Consider the following 13,043-nt stretch of genomic DNA (forward strand, 5'->3'; position numbering starts at 1 on the left):
CAATGAATATTTTTTCTCGGACTGCCGCGGCCCTCGCCGTCGCTGCGATGACCCTGGCCAATGCCGGTCAATCTCATGCAACTGCCTTTGCGGCTTGGCAAGTGGCCAATGTGCCGTTCGGCGACACGCTCAATGTGCGCAAATATCCTTCAGGAACTTCGCAGAAGCAGGCCGCCTATCCCAACGGGACGGTTCTGCAGATGACCGGCAAATGCACCGGTGGGATAAACCTGCTCGACATGACCAGCCAAACCTACTGGCAGCAGAAACAGAAGATCCGCCATCGCTGGTGCGAAGTCTGGCACGATCCGGCACAGAGCGGCCAGTTCGTCACCGGCTGGGTCTACGGAAAATACATCACCCCGTTTCAGTGACGCAGCACGCCGCTCCGGCCGACGGCTCACGAGCAACAGTAACGCTTCGCAACCTATGATTTTACTGAATCCGCCGATCGGCCAGGCTGTAATGCTGCGGGCAGGATCAAGCATTGAGCTCTATTTACCTGCTGCCGTCTGTGTAATGGCTGCTTGCCGCGGCGTCAGTCGATGCTGGTCTGACCAGAAAAAACGGCAAAGTTACACTCTGCACGAAAGAGTGAAGCTGAATATGAAAGATTTGACTTGTATCGCTGAATAGAGCGCAAGAAGCGAATTGACTTACTTGACGCTCAGGCCCATTAAGATGGCGCGACGCGAATCGCGGAGGCTTTTTCCTGCACAAGTTCGCGCGATGCCCAACTATCGAAACGGGCGCAAACAGAAACAATTCTCGTTGGGGCCTGAACGCCATGGATATTACCGAAACACCTTCCAGAAACAGTGACGCGCTGATCGAGCTCACCGCCGATGTGGTGGCCGCCTATGTCAGCAACAATCCCGTGCCGGTCGGCGAATTGCCGAACCTCATCGCCGATGTCCATGCCGCTCTCGGGCGCGTCGGCGGGGCCGCCGAGCAGCCGCCTGCCGACAAGCAGAAGCCGGCGGTAAATCCGAAGCGTTCGGTGCATGACGACTACATCATCTGTCTCGAAGACGGCAAGAAGTTCAAGTCGCTCAAGCGTCACTTGATGACCCACTATGATCTGACGCCCGACCAGTATCGCGAAAAGTGGAACCTGGACCCGAGCTATCCGATGGTTGCGCCCAATTATGCGGCCGCCCGTTCGCAGCTCGCCAAGAAGATGGGTCTCGGTCGCAAGCGCAAGGGACGCTGACAAGCGGCTCTTCCGGTTTGACACTCAAGCGGCGCCTTCGGGCGCCGTTTTGTATTGGGGGGAGACCAAGCTCGGGCCGCCAGTTCTTCATACTGCTGGTAATTGCCGTCCGGTCAGGCGGTCTGCTTCAGCGCTGCCTCGGCGTCACGCTTGATACGCTTGACCATCGAGCGAAGACCATTGGCGCGCTGCGGCGACAGGTGCTCGTCAAGTCCGAGTGCCTTTAGCGTTGCCTCTGCGTCGGTCCTCTGGATTTCGCTGGCGGGCCGTCCCGAAAACAGCGCCAGCATGATGGCAACCAGGCCGCGCACGATATGGGCGTCGGAATCGCCCTTGAAGGTAATAACGGGATTGGCACCCTCGCCTTGCTCGGTGGTCAGCCAGACCTGGCTGACGCAGCCGGGCACCTTGTTGGCTTGTATGCGTTGCTCGTCGGGAAATGGCGGCAGCGCTTCACCCAGTTCAATCACATAGCGATAGCGGTCTTCCCACTCGTCGAGCAGGGAAAAGTCGTCGCGGATGGTCTGGATCGTCGTGGTCATTTCCCCGGATATAGTCATCCGGCGCGGCCGCGTCACGGAAAAAGAGGAGAAACGCCGCAGGCGCCGAGAGCGGGGCGCCCTGCGGTTTAGCGATGGATTCGGCCGAAACAGTCTCAGTTCTTTGCCGGCAAGTGCACTTTCGCCGGCAAATCGACTTTCGCCGGCAAGACGATTTCCTCGGGCACGCTGCCGGTGGTCGTCACCGTATCGGGTTCAGCGGCCTTGTCGTCCAGCATGGCGGCCGCGATCTTGGCGGTCTCCTTTGCCCGGGCGGTGATGGTGTGCATTGCCGATTTGCCGGTCTCGCAGACGTCCGGCTTGCGCTCGCAGATGCCGGCGATGTCGCCGACGGCTTCGCGCGCGGCAAACAGCGCCTGGAGCGGCCCGACGCTTTCGCGGCCCGCATCATCGGAGCCGACACCCAGCGGCAGCGCCAGAAGCACCAGCGAAAACCAGAAAGCAGCTCTTATCAGAAAGCCCATCTGTCTGTCCTTTATGACGGTCATGCATCCGAACCGCACAACCCTTGTACCGCGATATTGGCACAGACGCGCAAAGGACGGCTTGTCCCGAAAGCAACAGTTTTCCTCAAATTTTAGGCAGATTCGAAACGAAGTGTTTTGAAATTCATTTGCCTCGAAAGGCACAGATTTTATTCAGCAAAGGGTAACCATCCAACCTGTTGTTTTTCCTGCTCGTTTTTTGACCCGGCGACAGTTTGATGCCCTCGGCCCAAGTCCAGGCGCGGGCGGTCCGGATAACGCTCCGTTTACTATGGCGGCAATTGCCCCGGTTTTTCGCCGCCGGTATCCCGATATTTGCAGCCGGCCGGGGGACGATCGGCCCAGCCTTATCCATTCCTTAAATGCTGGATGCGAGTTTCGGATCGACAAAAGCCACCTGCAAAGCAGGGCCGTTCACGACCGGGTGCGTTGAGTTGAGTGCGATCAAGGCCAGATACGCCGAGTTGCCGGGCGCGATAGCCGCCGGTTGCGAACGGATGGTTCATCCGTCCGTCCTCGGCCAGGACGACCGACGCCGCCACAGCCGGTTCATTGGCGTCATGCTGGCGGCTCCTTTCTTCAGCGCAGGTGCGGCGGTGACGCTGGTCACGTCGGGCATGGGCGCGGCCGTGACTGTGGCTGCGATCTTTGCCGCGTTCGGCCTTTGCTGGTTCGCCGCCCTGCTGGTGGCTGCATCGGGTAAGATCACTCTGGCCGGCCAACTAGCCTTGGTCGTGAGCAGTGTTGCCCTGGGTTCCCTTGTCGCTGCCGCCGGCGGTGTGGCCTCGCCGGTTGCCGTGCTTGCGGTGGCGCTGCCGTTTGAAGCCTGGTGGATCGGCCAGTCGCGCCGTGCCGTGATCTGGGGCGCCATATCGGCCCTTGTCGCAGTCTTGCTGCAGCCTTTCGCCGGTTCCGTCTTGCCGCTCGGCCAGACCGAAATCGCCGCATGGCACTGGCTGGTACCACTGGCCTGGGCGCTCACGCTCTTTCCGCGTGTCGCTCCACTTCGTGGCGCCGCCAACGCACAGCTCGATCCTGCCGGCAGCGACCGGCTCGAAGACCTGATCGACGCTGTCGTGCTGCGAATAGCGGCGCATGGCGAGGTTCTGGACGCCTCGACCAAGGCGCGCACCATGCTGAGGCTGCCGCCGGAGTTGCTTTTCGGCGCCGGGCTTTTCGATCGCATCCATCTGTCCGACCGCGTCCCGTATCTCAGCGCGCTGGCCGATATGCGCGATGGCGCTCTGTCGCGCCGGCTCGACCTTCGCGTCCGGCTGCCGCAGAACAGCGGCGTGACGGCCGACAATTACCGGCCGTTCTCGCTCGAGATGATGCGCGCGCCGGGGCAGGAGACTGTCTTCACGCTCGTTCTGCGCGAGAATGATGAACTGGCCGGACTGCGCCAGGAGCTTGCCGCCGCCAATGAAGCGGCTGCCTCGGCCGAGGTGGCGAAAGGACGCTTCCTTGCCGTCGTCAGCCACGAGCTGCGCACCCCGCTCAATGCCATCATCGGTTTTTCGGACATGCTGCTGCACGAGATGTTCGGCACCTTCAAGGATCCGCGCCAGAAGGAATATGTCGGCTTGGTACGGGATTCGGGCCAGCACCTGCTTGCCGTCGTCACCTCGATACTCGACGTATCGCGGATCGAATCGGGCGCCTATGCGACCGAACCGGAACCGTTCCGCTTCCGCGAAGCGGTCGAGATGTGCCAGTCGATGATGCGCCTGCAAGCCGAGGCAAAAGCCATTGATCTGCAGGCCCAGATCGCGCCGGACGCAGGTGAAATAAATGCCGACCGTCGCGCCGTGCAGCAGATCCTGATCAATCTCGTCTCCAACGCGATCAAGTTCACGCCCGAAGGCGGCAACGTCGTCATCGGCGCCAAGCGGATCGGCTCGCGGCTGCATTTCTGGGTCCGGGACACCGGCATTGGCATCGCCGAGGAAGATTTTGCCAATCTCGGCAAGCCGTTCATGCAGATACAGAACGACTATACCCGCCGGTTCGAAGGCACCGGGCTCGGGCTTTCGCTGGTGAAGGGGCTGGTGGCGCTGCACGACGGCACCATGTCGATCGAAAGCATGCCGGGCGAGGGCACCACGGTAACGATCAGCCTTCCCGTGAACGGCCCGACGGGCCACTCGGCGGAGAAGACCGGCGTGGTGCCGATGTCCGCGGCCAAAGCCAGAGCGGACGGTGGCAAAGGGGAGAGCAATGGGTCGCTCCGCAAAACAGCCTAAGGCGGTCAAACGCCGCGGCAATGCCTTCGAGCACGGAGCGATGGCTCTGGGCAGCCTGATCTCGCGCAATCCAGTTGTGGTCGGCGGCTCCACCGCATTCCTGGTGACGCTGTTCTACGTCTCGGCGAACGCTCTTTGGTACCAGCCCTTTCCGCACGCCGGCGCGTTTTTCGTCACCAGGAGCATCGAGCGCTTTCCCCGGGCGGACAGCGACGAGCCCGAAACCACCATCAACATCGTGCGTCCGGCGGCTGCGCCGATCAAGAGCGACCCGGTCGTCGAGCAGGTCCAGGGCATATTGAAGGATCTCGATTTCTATTCCGGCACCGTCGACGGCATTCCCGGACCGAATACGCGCAAGGCCATCCAGGCCTATCAGCAGAAGGTCGGATTGAATGCCTCCGGCGAGATCGACAGCATTCTGCTGGATCAACTGGGTGCCACGCCGACGACCGCGGCCGTGGTGCCGCATCCCGTGCCGCGGCCGGTCGAAACGGCCGCTGTTCCAGCCGCCATTCCAGCGTCCGCACCGGCAAATGCGGCGGCACCTGATCCCCGCATCGTCAAGATCCAGGCCGGACTGAAAGCTTTCGGCAATGACGACATGCAATTGGACGGCGTCGTCGGCGCACGCACCAAGGCCGCGATCAAGGAATTCCAGGCGCTTTTCGGCCTGCCCGAGACCGGCGAGCCCGACGAGATCGTCTACGTCAAGATGCGCGAGATCGGCCTGACCAACTGAGGGTCGTGACGGCCGCACGCCGGTCGCTCGGCAAAGACCGGTTACAGTCTTCCGGCCAATGCTGTAAGGACCGCCGCATGGCCAGGAATTCTCCATGCGGGTAACCACCGACCTGTGGGTATCGGCGCTGTTGCGTCGGGTTTTCAGCGCCGGCGGCTTTGCCGCCGTGGTCAAGCGCGGCGCGACGGAAGCCGGCGCGGTTTTCGTGCTGGCGCGGGGCAGGCTGGGGGAGATGGCGCTGTTCGGGCCGGCGCCGCAGACGAGCTACGATTCGGCCAGGCCGGACGACCGTTTCTTCAGCCTTCTCGGCGAGGGCGACGATGCCGCCATCTTCGACGCGCGGCTGGAGCGCGAGAAGAAATTCGATCCCGATATCTGGGTGGTCGAGGTCGAGGCGGGCGCCATTCCCGTTGAGGAGCTTATCTCGGTCAAGTTGCCGTAACTTTTCAGACGCGACGCGCCTTTGGGACAGCGGCAACATCGGCGCTGTTCGGCTTGCGCAGGTCGGCGTTTGCGGCGACGCGCCCGGGCTTGCGAACGATTTTCGACACGGTGTCGGCCTTCCAGCCGCGGAGCCTGTCCAACGCCGCGTCGCGGTGCAGCAGGCGGTAGCGGTCGAGGAAGATGCGGATCGCCTGCGGGTGCGGAAACTCGGTCGGATAGATGGTGGCCGTGATCAGGAACGCCTTGTCTTCGCTGAGGTCGAGCGCGCGCAAGGCGGCCAGCAGCGGTGTGTAATTTTGGCTCGTGGTGAGCGTCCGCGCCGTTGAAAAATCGACTTCGAGCGCATCGGCGAGCGCTGTCTGGAAGAATGCCGCATTGCCGGTCAGCGCGGTCTCGCGCAGCTTGACATAGGTTTGCGGCTCGACGAACGGACCGATAGCGGTGCCGCTCTCGGCGCGCATCATGGATCGCAACCGGCGGCGTACTGTTTCGGCGGCATCGGAAGCCTCTTGCCTGTTGGCATCGCTCGCAACCACTTCGGCGTTTTCGGACGCGGCTTTGGCGGTTGTTTCCGGCTGCTGTTGCGACCGCACCAGCGTCGGCCTTTCGAGCACTTTGATGAGATCCGCGATCGTTTGATTGAGATCCTTGCGGCGGGCAATGGCACGGGCATGCGGCAGCCCGTGGCGCCCGATCAGCGCGATGAGGTCGACGTCGCTGAGGGCACGCGAGCGGATGAGCAGCGGAGCGGCGATATCGACCCGCTCCTGGCAAAGCCGCCGCACCAGCGCGGCGGGTGCATATTCGCATTCGGAAAGGGCTGCCGCGACGTAGCGGCGCGATTCGACCGAGACATTGTCGAAAAGCGGCAGCGTCAGGTCTTCGAGCTGCGCGATCTCGCGGCGTGAAGGTCGGGTGAGCGAACAGAACGCCGACACCGCGGCGCGGAACAGCCTCTCGGCCTTTCCCGATTCAGCTCCTGCTGCGATTTGCCTGAAATCCGAAGCTGACACGAAGGATACGCCCGACACTCGACACGATCTGGACTGCGCTCTGCCGGGCTGTACCGGTTTCGCGTTTCCCAAGAACAAAGATCAATTTAGCGGCGATCCGTTAGCGCTCCGTTAACCTACTGCCTCCTTAATCGACTATGGAGGCGTTGCGTTGTGCTCCGGGGCAACCGAGAGGAATACGCGAACCATGGGCATGGTACTGTCTTTCGTGCCGCGAACGGCGGCAACCAATCGAGCACAACAAACCGCGGGAACGCCGGCGGCGGTGATCATCTTTCCCGGGGTCCGCTACGAGCAGCGGCCGCTGACCGGCGAGACGCGGCCGGTCGGCCCCGATAAGCCGGGACCTTCGGGGACATTGCCGGTACCGCATCACTGAGCATCGGAAGTGGGTTAAAAATCCTGCAGTTCGCAGGAACTCTGTTCGAGAAACCGCGAGACGATCGGCTTCCAGCTGTCGTCGGGCACGAACGAGCGGATGACGAACATGCCTTCCGCTATCGGCGCTTCGACGAAGATCGCCCCTTGCAGTTCCGCGGGAAGATTCTTGCGGACCTCGATCATCTGCGCCGGCGTCAGCACCACGGTGTCGAGCACGCCTGCGGTCGCGCTGCGGTCGTTGAACGAGTAGATGTTGTGGCCGCCGCGGTCATAGACCGATATCGACCAGAACGGCACCTTTCCCGGCGCCTTGACCCGCACCATCCCCTCGGCAAGGTCGAAGCGGCAAGCCGCCGCATAAAACAGCGGATCGACCGATTTCACCACCGGCGCGCCGCCGGCTTCCGCGTCGAGCCTGGTCATCTTGTAGAGATCCGAAGCCATGGCCAATCGCGACCAGGCGTCGCGTTCGGAAAACTCGGGGACGAGCAGCAGCACGATGATGTGCACGATGCCGCCGCCAAGCAGGCCGAGCAGCACGGCATGCAGCAGGCTACGCATTGCAGCCGACCTTCTGGATCTGCGGCAGCGTGACGTCCGAGAGGCCGGTGCTGCTGGCGATCGGCGTGTCATAGAACGTGAGCACGAAGTACATCCCGCCGGCGCCGCTGGTCAGCAGCCAGTTGTCGGGCGCCGGGCGGCTGCCGACGGAAATGATCACCGAATTGTCGGCCTCGCGCAGCACTTGATAGGACTGCAGCGCAGCCAGCCTCGGCTTGCCGGTCTCGATCACGCCAAGCGACCGATCTGCGGCATAGAGGGTCCAGAACCGGGCGGTGGGAAAGCCGCCCGCAATCTTGTAGGCACATTGCCGCTTGAGTTGCTCGCCGCCGGAATCGCGCTCGGCGATGAAGGACAGTCCTTCCGCCTGTCCGAGCGCCAGCACGCCTTCGCGCGCCACGCGGGCCTTCGAATAAGGATCCGCCGTCGGCGTGCCGATATCGGGGAAGGCGGTCCATTGGCCGATCCTGATGGCGCCGACGCCGTCCTGCAGCTTCAGTGCATACCAGACGCTGCCGCCACCGCCGACGACGGCGATGGCAAGCGAAAGCAGTGTCAGGAAGGCATTCTTGAGCATGAGGAGCCGGGGAACCGAAGGCCGGGGACTGAAAGACTGTCGCTCGGGATATCGCGGTGCGGGGGCTTGTGGCAAGCGGCCCTGTGGAATTGACCGCTCAGAGCGCCGAGAGGGTCTCCGGTGCAGCGGGCGCGTCGAGCACGGGTGCCGCCTGGAACAGCTTGGTGAGTTCCTTCAGGGTCTGGGTGGTCCGGCTGGACAGCACCGGCGGACGCTCGGCGGCGGCATCGGCTGCTGCCTGTTCGGCGCTCTTCTTTTCCGCTTCCTCGGCCTTGGCAGCGATTTCGGCATCGACGAAGGGGTGATCGAGGCCAGGGATCGGTCTGAGGTCGATATTCTGGTGCGCATAGAGCATCAGGCGCTGCCACACCATGGCCGGCAGGGTGCCGCCGGTCATCTTGTTGGTCGCGGTGAAGTCGTCATTGCCAAGCCAGACGGCGGCCGTGTAGTTGCCGGTAAAGCCGACAAACCAGGCATCGCGGTAGGACTGGGTCGTGCCGGTCTTGCCGGCGACGACGATGTTTGGAAGGGCCGCGCGCCGGGCCGTACCGATCACCGGAACGGCGGCCAGCATGGTGTTCATGTATTTGAGCGCCTGCTCCGACAGCACCCGGTGCGGCGGCGGCGCATCCTTGGCGAAGTCGTAGACCACCTCGCCGGTGCGGGTGAAGAGTTGGCTGACGCCGTGCCGGGTTCCGGCAAAGCCGTTCTGGGCGAACACGCTGTAGCCCGTCGCCTGGTCCATCACGGTCATGCCCGACGTGCCGAGCACCATGGTCTTGTGTGATTCCAGCGGCGACTCGACGCCCATCGCCTCGGCCATCGCCTTGATCGGCTTGATGCCGAGATAATCCTTGGCCAGCCGCACCGGCACGGTGTTGATCGATTTGGCCATCGCCGTGATCAGCGTCACCTTGCCGGCCGACCCGCCATTGTAATTGTGGGGCGACCAACTGCCCCAGGAGATGGGTCCGCCGGAAACCACCGAATCCGGCGTGAAGCCATGCTCCATCGCCGTCGCATAGACATAGGGCTTGAACGAGGAGCCGGTCTGGCGAAGTGCCTTGGTGGCGCGGTTGAACTGGCTGGCGCCGTAGTCGCGGCCGCCGACGATCGCCCGGACCGCGCCGTTGGTCTCGATGACGACGATGGCGCCCTCGGTGACGTTGTATTCCTTGCCGAACTGGCGGAGGTGGAACTCCATCGATTCTTCGGCCGCCTTCTGGATGTTGGCGTCGAAGGTGGTGTGGGCGACAAGCGAGTGCGGGCCGCCTTTGGCGGCGATCTTCTTGACCTCTTCGAAGGCCCAATCGAGATAGTAGTCGGGGCTTTTCTGCTCGCCGCGATCAACGATTTCGGCCGGGTGTAATCTTGCCTGCAGCACCTGGCCTTCGGTCATGAAGCCGGAATCGACCAGGTTGGACAGCACGACATTGGCGCGCGCCCGGGCGGCGGGCAGGTTTATGTGCGGCGCATATTTGGTCGGTGCCTTGAACAGGCCGGCCAGCATCGCCGCCTCGGCAAGGTTCAGGTCCTTGACGCTCTTGCCGAAATAGAAATCTGCCGCCGCCTCGATGCCGAAGGTGCCGCCGCCCATATAGGCGCGGTCGAGGTAAAGCTGCAGGATTTCCTTCTTCGACAGATTGGCTTCGAGCCATAGCGACAGGAAGGCTTCCTTGATCTTGCGCTCGAATGTCCGCTCATTGGTCAGGAACAGGTTCTTGGCCAGCTGCTGGGTGATGCTCGAGCCGCCCTGGACGACAGAATTCGCCCGTACGTTCTCGAATATCGCCCGCGACAGGCCGAGCACGTCGATGCCGTAATGGTCGAAGAAGCGCCGGTCCTCGGTGGCCAGCACCGCCTTGATGACATGGTCGGGCATCTCGTCGACCGGCACCGAATCGCGCTGGATAATGCCGCGCTGGCCGATCTCGTTGCCGTAGCGGTCGAGGAAGGTGACGGCGAAGTCGCCCTGCGTGCGCCAGTCGCCGGCGGTTATCTGAAAGGCCGGCAAGGCCAGCGCCAAAAGCACAACGATGCCGCCCGCACCGAGCGTAAATCCTTCACTCAACAGTTCAATCATGCCGCGGCGCCAGCCGCCGACGCGGAAACGCCGCGAGAAGATGGTCGCCGCTTCCCAGAACTGACGCGCCCTGAAGCCGATTTCGTAGACCGAGGAATCGATCCACGCATCCACCGCCAGCAGCCTTGCGGCGATCGGACCTCTTCTCTTGCGTGGTTCCAAAGGACTAGCCATTCCAGGATCCGGCTGCGGCGATGCCGCCAACTGAGAAACCGCATGCCGGCAATTTCACGGCGGCGCACCTTGCAAGACTATTCGTCCATTTTGGTGCTGCCGACAAGGGCGATGAAGGTAAGGACGATGAAGATATAGCGGGCGGTTCGTCGAGGGGAAGACGGCTCCTGCGAGGCGTCAGCGCAGGATGTTGGCTACCCTGCGCGAGTAGGTGGTGCCGTCGAGTTGGGCGAGCATGAAGGCCGCCACGTCGGCACGCGCCAGCGTCGGCAGCAGCGACGCCGACCGGATGCCGTTGCCGTGGCGGAATTCGCCCGTTGCCGCTCCATTGCTCAACCTGGGCGGCTCCACGATGGTCCAGTCGAGCCTGGATTGAACGATCAGGCTTTCCTTCACCTCGTGGTCCGCCACCTCATGGCGCAGAACCAACGGTACGATGACGCCGCCAAGTAGCGGCCCCAGTTGCCGCCGCTCGGAGATAAGCTTGACCGCACCATGCAGGCACTGACGGCGCTTGTGCGTTCGGGCAAGAATCGCATTCAGCTGGCGCTGATCAGCGACGAGACGCGATAAGGGTCTGGTGCCGCGCTTGCGCGGGGTGCCGAGGATTGGCAATCGTCACATGGGACGCTTGTCCGCGATCTTTTTCGGGTCGCGGCCTATCGTGCCGGCGTCGGCTTTCCTGTGCTTGTCGGCAAGCCTGCGAATGCGATCGAAGCGGCTTTCCTCTGCCACTTTGGTCTTCGTGGCTGCATTTGGCTTCGGGACGAATGCGATCATGGATCGATCTCCTTGCCGATGGCGCGCGCCGGGGAATATCCCCCGGCGGCTGTCTTTCAGGCTTGTTTCCGGCAGCGGCTGGTCAATAGCCCATGCCGCCGGGCGAAGCAGCGGCTTCCTTGGCTGAAACGTCTGTGATCATGGCCTCAGCAGTGATCAGTAGCGCCGCAATCGAGCCCGCGTCCTGCAGCGCCGTCCGCACCACCTTCGCGGGGTCGACGATGCCGGCCTTGATCATGTCGACATAGACCTCGTTCTGGGCATCGAAGCCCTGATTGTGGTCCTTGCTGTCGGCGAGTTTGCCGACGACAATCGAACCTTCGACGCCGGAATTCTCGGCGATCTGCCGGATCGGCGCTTCGAGCGCTCTCGACACGATCGAAATGCCCGCCGTTACATCGGCATTGGCTCCGGTCAGCCCGTTCAGCACAGCCTTGGCGCGCAGCAACGCGACGCCGCCGCCGGGAACGATGCCTTCCTCGACGGCCGCGCGGGTGGCGTTCAGCGCATCGTCGATGCGGTCCTTCTTTTCCTTGACCTCGGATTCGGTGGCGCCGCCGACGCGGATGACGGCAACGCCGCCCGCCAGCTTGGCGAGACGTTCCTGCAGCTTCTCCTTGTCGTAGTCGGAAGTGGTTTCCTCGATCTGCCCCTTGATCTGCTGGACGCGCGCCTGGATGGTGGCCTTCTCGCCGGCGCCGTCGATGATCGTGGTGGTGTCCTTCTCGATCAGCACGCGCTTGGCGCGGCCGAGCATCTCTATGGTGATGTTCTCCAGCTTGATGCCGAGATCCTCGGAAATCATCTGTCCGGCGGTGAGCACGGCGATGTCTTCCAGCATCGCCTTGCGGCGGTCACCGAAGCCAGGCGCCTTGACGGCCGCGACCTTGAGGCCGCCGCGCAGCTTGTTGACGACCAGCGTCGCCAGCGCTTCGCCCTCGACGTCCTCGGAGATGATCAACAGCGGCCTGCCGCTTTGCACCACGGCTTCGAGGATGGGCAGCAGCGCCTGCAGATTGCCGAGCTTCTTTTCGTGGATGAGCACGTAAGGCTCCTCCAGCTCGGCGCGCATCTTCTCGGCATTGGTGACGAAATAGGGCGAGAGATAGCCGCGATCGAACTGCATGCCTTCGACGACGTCGAGTTCGGTTTCGGCGGTCTTGGCCTCCTCAACGGTGATGACGCCGTCATTGCCGACCTTGTCCATCGCCTTGGCGATCATGGCACCGACGCTGGTGTCGCCATTGGCGGCAATGGTGCCGACCTGCGCGATCTCGCCTGAGGACTTGACCTTCTTGGCTCGAGCCTGGATTTCCTTGACGACGGCGGTGACGGCAAGGTCGATGCCGCGCTTGAGGTCCATCGGGTTCATGCCGGCGGCAACGAATTTGGCGCCCTCGCGCAGGATGGAAGCGGCAAGCACCGTGGCGGTGGTGGTGCCGTCGCCGGCGAGGTCGTTGGTCTTCGAGGCCACTTCGCGCACCATCTGTGCGCCCATGTTCTCGAACTTGTCGGAAAGTTCGATTTCCTTGGCCACCGTCACCCCGTCCTTGGTGATGCGCGGCGCGCCATAGGCCTTGTCGATGATGACGTTGCGGCCCTTAGGGCCGAGCGTCACCTTGACGGCGTTGTTGAGGATTTCGACACCGCGCAGCATGCGGTCACGCGCGTCGGTGGAAAATTTGATTTCCTTGGCAGACATGATTTTTTCCAGTTCGGTTGGTTGTGGCAAGACGCTTGCAGCGCGCCTGAATCAAAGCTTGGAGCATCCTTTGCGCGCCCGGCAG

Annotated in this window: 15 protein-coding genes; 6 read left to right on the forward strand and 9 right to left on the reverse strand. The window is 62.8% G+C overall.

Annotated features, from left to right (window positions below):
• Nucleotides 1-2: 2 nt before the first annotated feature.
• Entirely contained in the window at nucleotides 3-374 is a 372-nt protein-coding gene (locus NKH29_RS18025) for an SH3 domain-containing protein (protein WP_023718408.1), read from the forward strand.
• Between the two features lie 413 nt (nucleotides 375-787).
• The gene (locus NKH29_RS18030; protein WP_023677844.1) at nucleotides 788-1,213 is read left to right on the forward strand and encodes a Ros/MucR family transcriptional regulator; all 426 of its coding nucleotides are present in this window, start codon (nucleotides 788-790) and stop codon (nucleotides 1,211-1,213) included.
• Between the two features lie 113 nt (nucleotides 1,214-1,326).
• On the opposite strand, the gene NKH29_RS18035 is transcribed toward NKH29_RS18030, so the two are convergent.
• Together NKH29_RS18035 and NKH29_RS18040 are read right to left on the reverse strand one after the other, a co-directional pair.
• Nucleotides 1,327-1,755: a SufE family protein gene (locus NKH29_RS18035; RefSeq protein WP_023718407.1), complete on the reverse strand. Its 429-nt coding sequence runs from the start codon at nucleotides 1,753-1,755 to the stop codon at nucleotides 1,327-1,329.
• 113 nt (nucleotides 1,756-1,868) lie between these two features.
• The gene (locus tag NKH29_RS18040; protein WP_023718406.1) at nucleotides 1,869-2,237 is read right to left on the reverse strand and encodes a DUF5330 domain-containing protein; all 369 of its coding nucleotides are present in this window, start codon (nucleotides 2,235-2,237) and stop codon (nucleotides 1,869-1,871) included.
• A 518-nt stretch (nucleotides 2,238-2,755) separates the two neighbouring features.
• Here NKH29_RS18040 and NKH29_RS18045 point away from each other — a divergent pair.
• From NKH29_RS18045 to NKH29_RS18055, 3 genes are all read left to right on the forward strand, one after another.
• A complete protein-coding gene (locus tag NKH29_RS18045; RefSeq protein WP_352588876.1) occupies nucleotides 2,756-4,501 on the forward strand; it encodes an ATP-binding protein in 1,746 nt (581 codons plus the stop codon).
• A complete protein-coding gene (locus tag NKH29_RS18050) occupies nucleotides 4,476-5,243 on the forward strand; it encodes a peptidoglycan-binding domain-containing protein (protein WP_023718404.1) in 768 nt (255 codons plus the stop codon). Before NKH29_RS18045 ends, NKH29_RS18050 begins: the two co-directional genes overlap by 26 nt.
• A gap of 94 nt (nucleotides 5,244-5,337) precedes the next feature.
• Nucleotides 5,338-5,685, forward strand: coding sequence for a DUF1491 family protein (locus NKH29_RS18055; protein WP_023718403.1), 348 nt, complete (start codon nucleotides 5,338-5,340; stop codon nucleotides 5,683-5,685).
• A 4-nt stretch (nucleotides 5,686-5,689) separates the two neighbouring features.
• On the opposite strand, the gene NKH29_RS18060 is transcribed toward NKH29_RS18055, so the two are convergent.
• Nucleotides 5,690-6,700: a DUF2336 domain-containing protein gene (locus NKH29_RS18060; protein WP_023718402.1), complete on the reverse strand. Its 1,011-nt coding sequence runs from the start codon at nucleotides 6,698-6,700 to the stop codon at nucleotides 5,690-5,692.
• Nucleotides 6,701-6,887: 187 nt separating this feature from the next.
• On the opposite strand from NKH29_RS18060, the gene NKH29_RS18065 reads away from it, so the two are divergent.
• Nucleotides 6,888-7,079: a hypothetical protein gene (locus NKH29_RS18065; RefSeq protein WP_031193791.1), complete on the forward strand. Its 192-nt coding sequence runs from the start codon at nucleotides 6,888-6,890 to the stop codon at nucleotides 7,077-7,079.
• A 14-nt stretch (nucleotides 7,080-7,093) separates the two neighbouring features.
• On the opposite strand, the gene NKH29_RS18070 is transcribed toward NKH29_RS18065, so the two are convergent.
• From NKH29_RS18070 to groL, 6 genes are all read right to left on the reverse strand, one after another.
• Nucleotides 7,094-7,642, reverse strand: coding sequence for a DUF1254 domain-containing protein (locus tag NKH29_RS18070; RefSeq protein ID WP_023718401.1), 549 nt, complete (start codon nucleotides 7,640-7,642; stop codon nucleotides 7,094-7,096).
• On the reverse strand, nucleotides 7,635-8,219 hold the full coding sequence (locus NKH29_RS18075; RefSeq protein WP_023718400.1) for a DUF1214 domain-containing protein: 585 nt from the start codon (nucleotides 8,217-8,219) through the stop codon (nucleotides 7,635-7,637). Before NKH29_RS18075 ends, NKH29_RS18070 begins: the two co-directional genes overlap by 8 nt.
• 97 nt (nucleotides 8,220-8,316) lie before the next feature.
• On the reverse strand, nucleotides 8,317-10,476 hold the full coding sequence (locus NKH29_RS18080) for a transglycosylase domain-containing protein (RefSeq protein ID WP_023718399.1): 2,160 nt from the start codon (nucleotides 10,474-10,476) through the stop codon (nucleotides 8,317-8,319).
• 177 nt (nucleotides 10,477-10,653) lie between these two features.
• Entirely contained in the window at nucleotides 10,654-11,091 is a 438-nt protein-coding gene (locus NKH29_RS18085; RefSeq protein ID WP_023718398.1) for an NAD(P)H-binding protein, read from the reverse strand.
• A 3-nt stretch (nucleotides 11,092-11,094) separates the two neighbouring features.
• Entirely contained in the window at nucleotides 11,095-11,256 is a 162-nt protein-coding gene (locus NKH29_RS18090) for a hypothetical protein (RefSeq protein WP_023718397.1), read from the reverse strand.
• Between the two features lie 82 nt (nucleotides 11,257-11,338).
• Nucleotides 11,339-12,958 (reverse strand): chaperonin GroEL, encoded by a 1,620-nt coding sequence (gene groL / locus NKH29_RS18095; RefSeq protein WP_352481903.1) that lies wholly within the window; start codon nucleotides 12,956-12,958, stop codon nucleotides 11,339-11,341.
• Between the last annotated feature and the right edge of the window lie 85 nt (nucleotides 12,959-13,043).

Origin of the sequence: Mesorhizobium sp. M1295, from assembly GCF_040318135.1 — a bacterium.
In the GTDB taxonomy this organism is placed as follows: domain Bacteria; phylum Pseudomonadota; class Alphaproteobacteria; order Rhizobiales; family Rhizobiaceae; genus Mesorhizobium.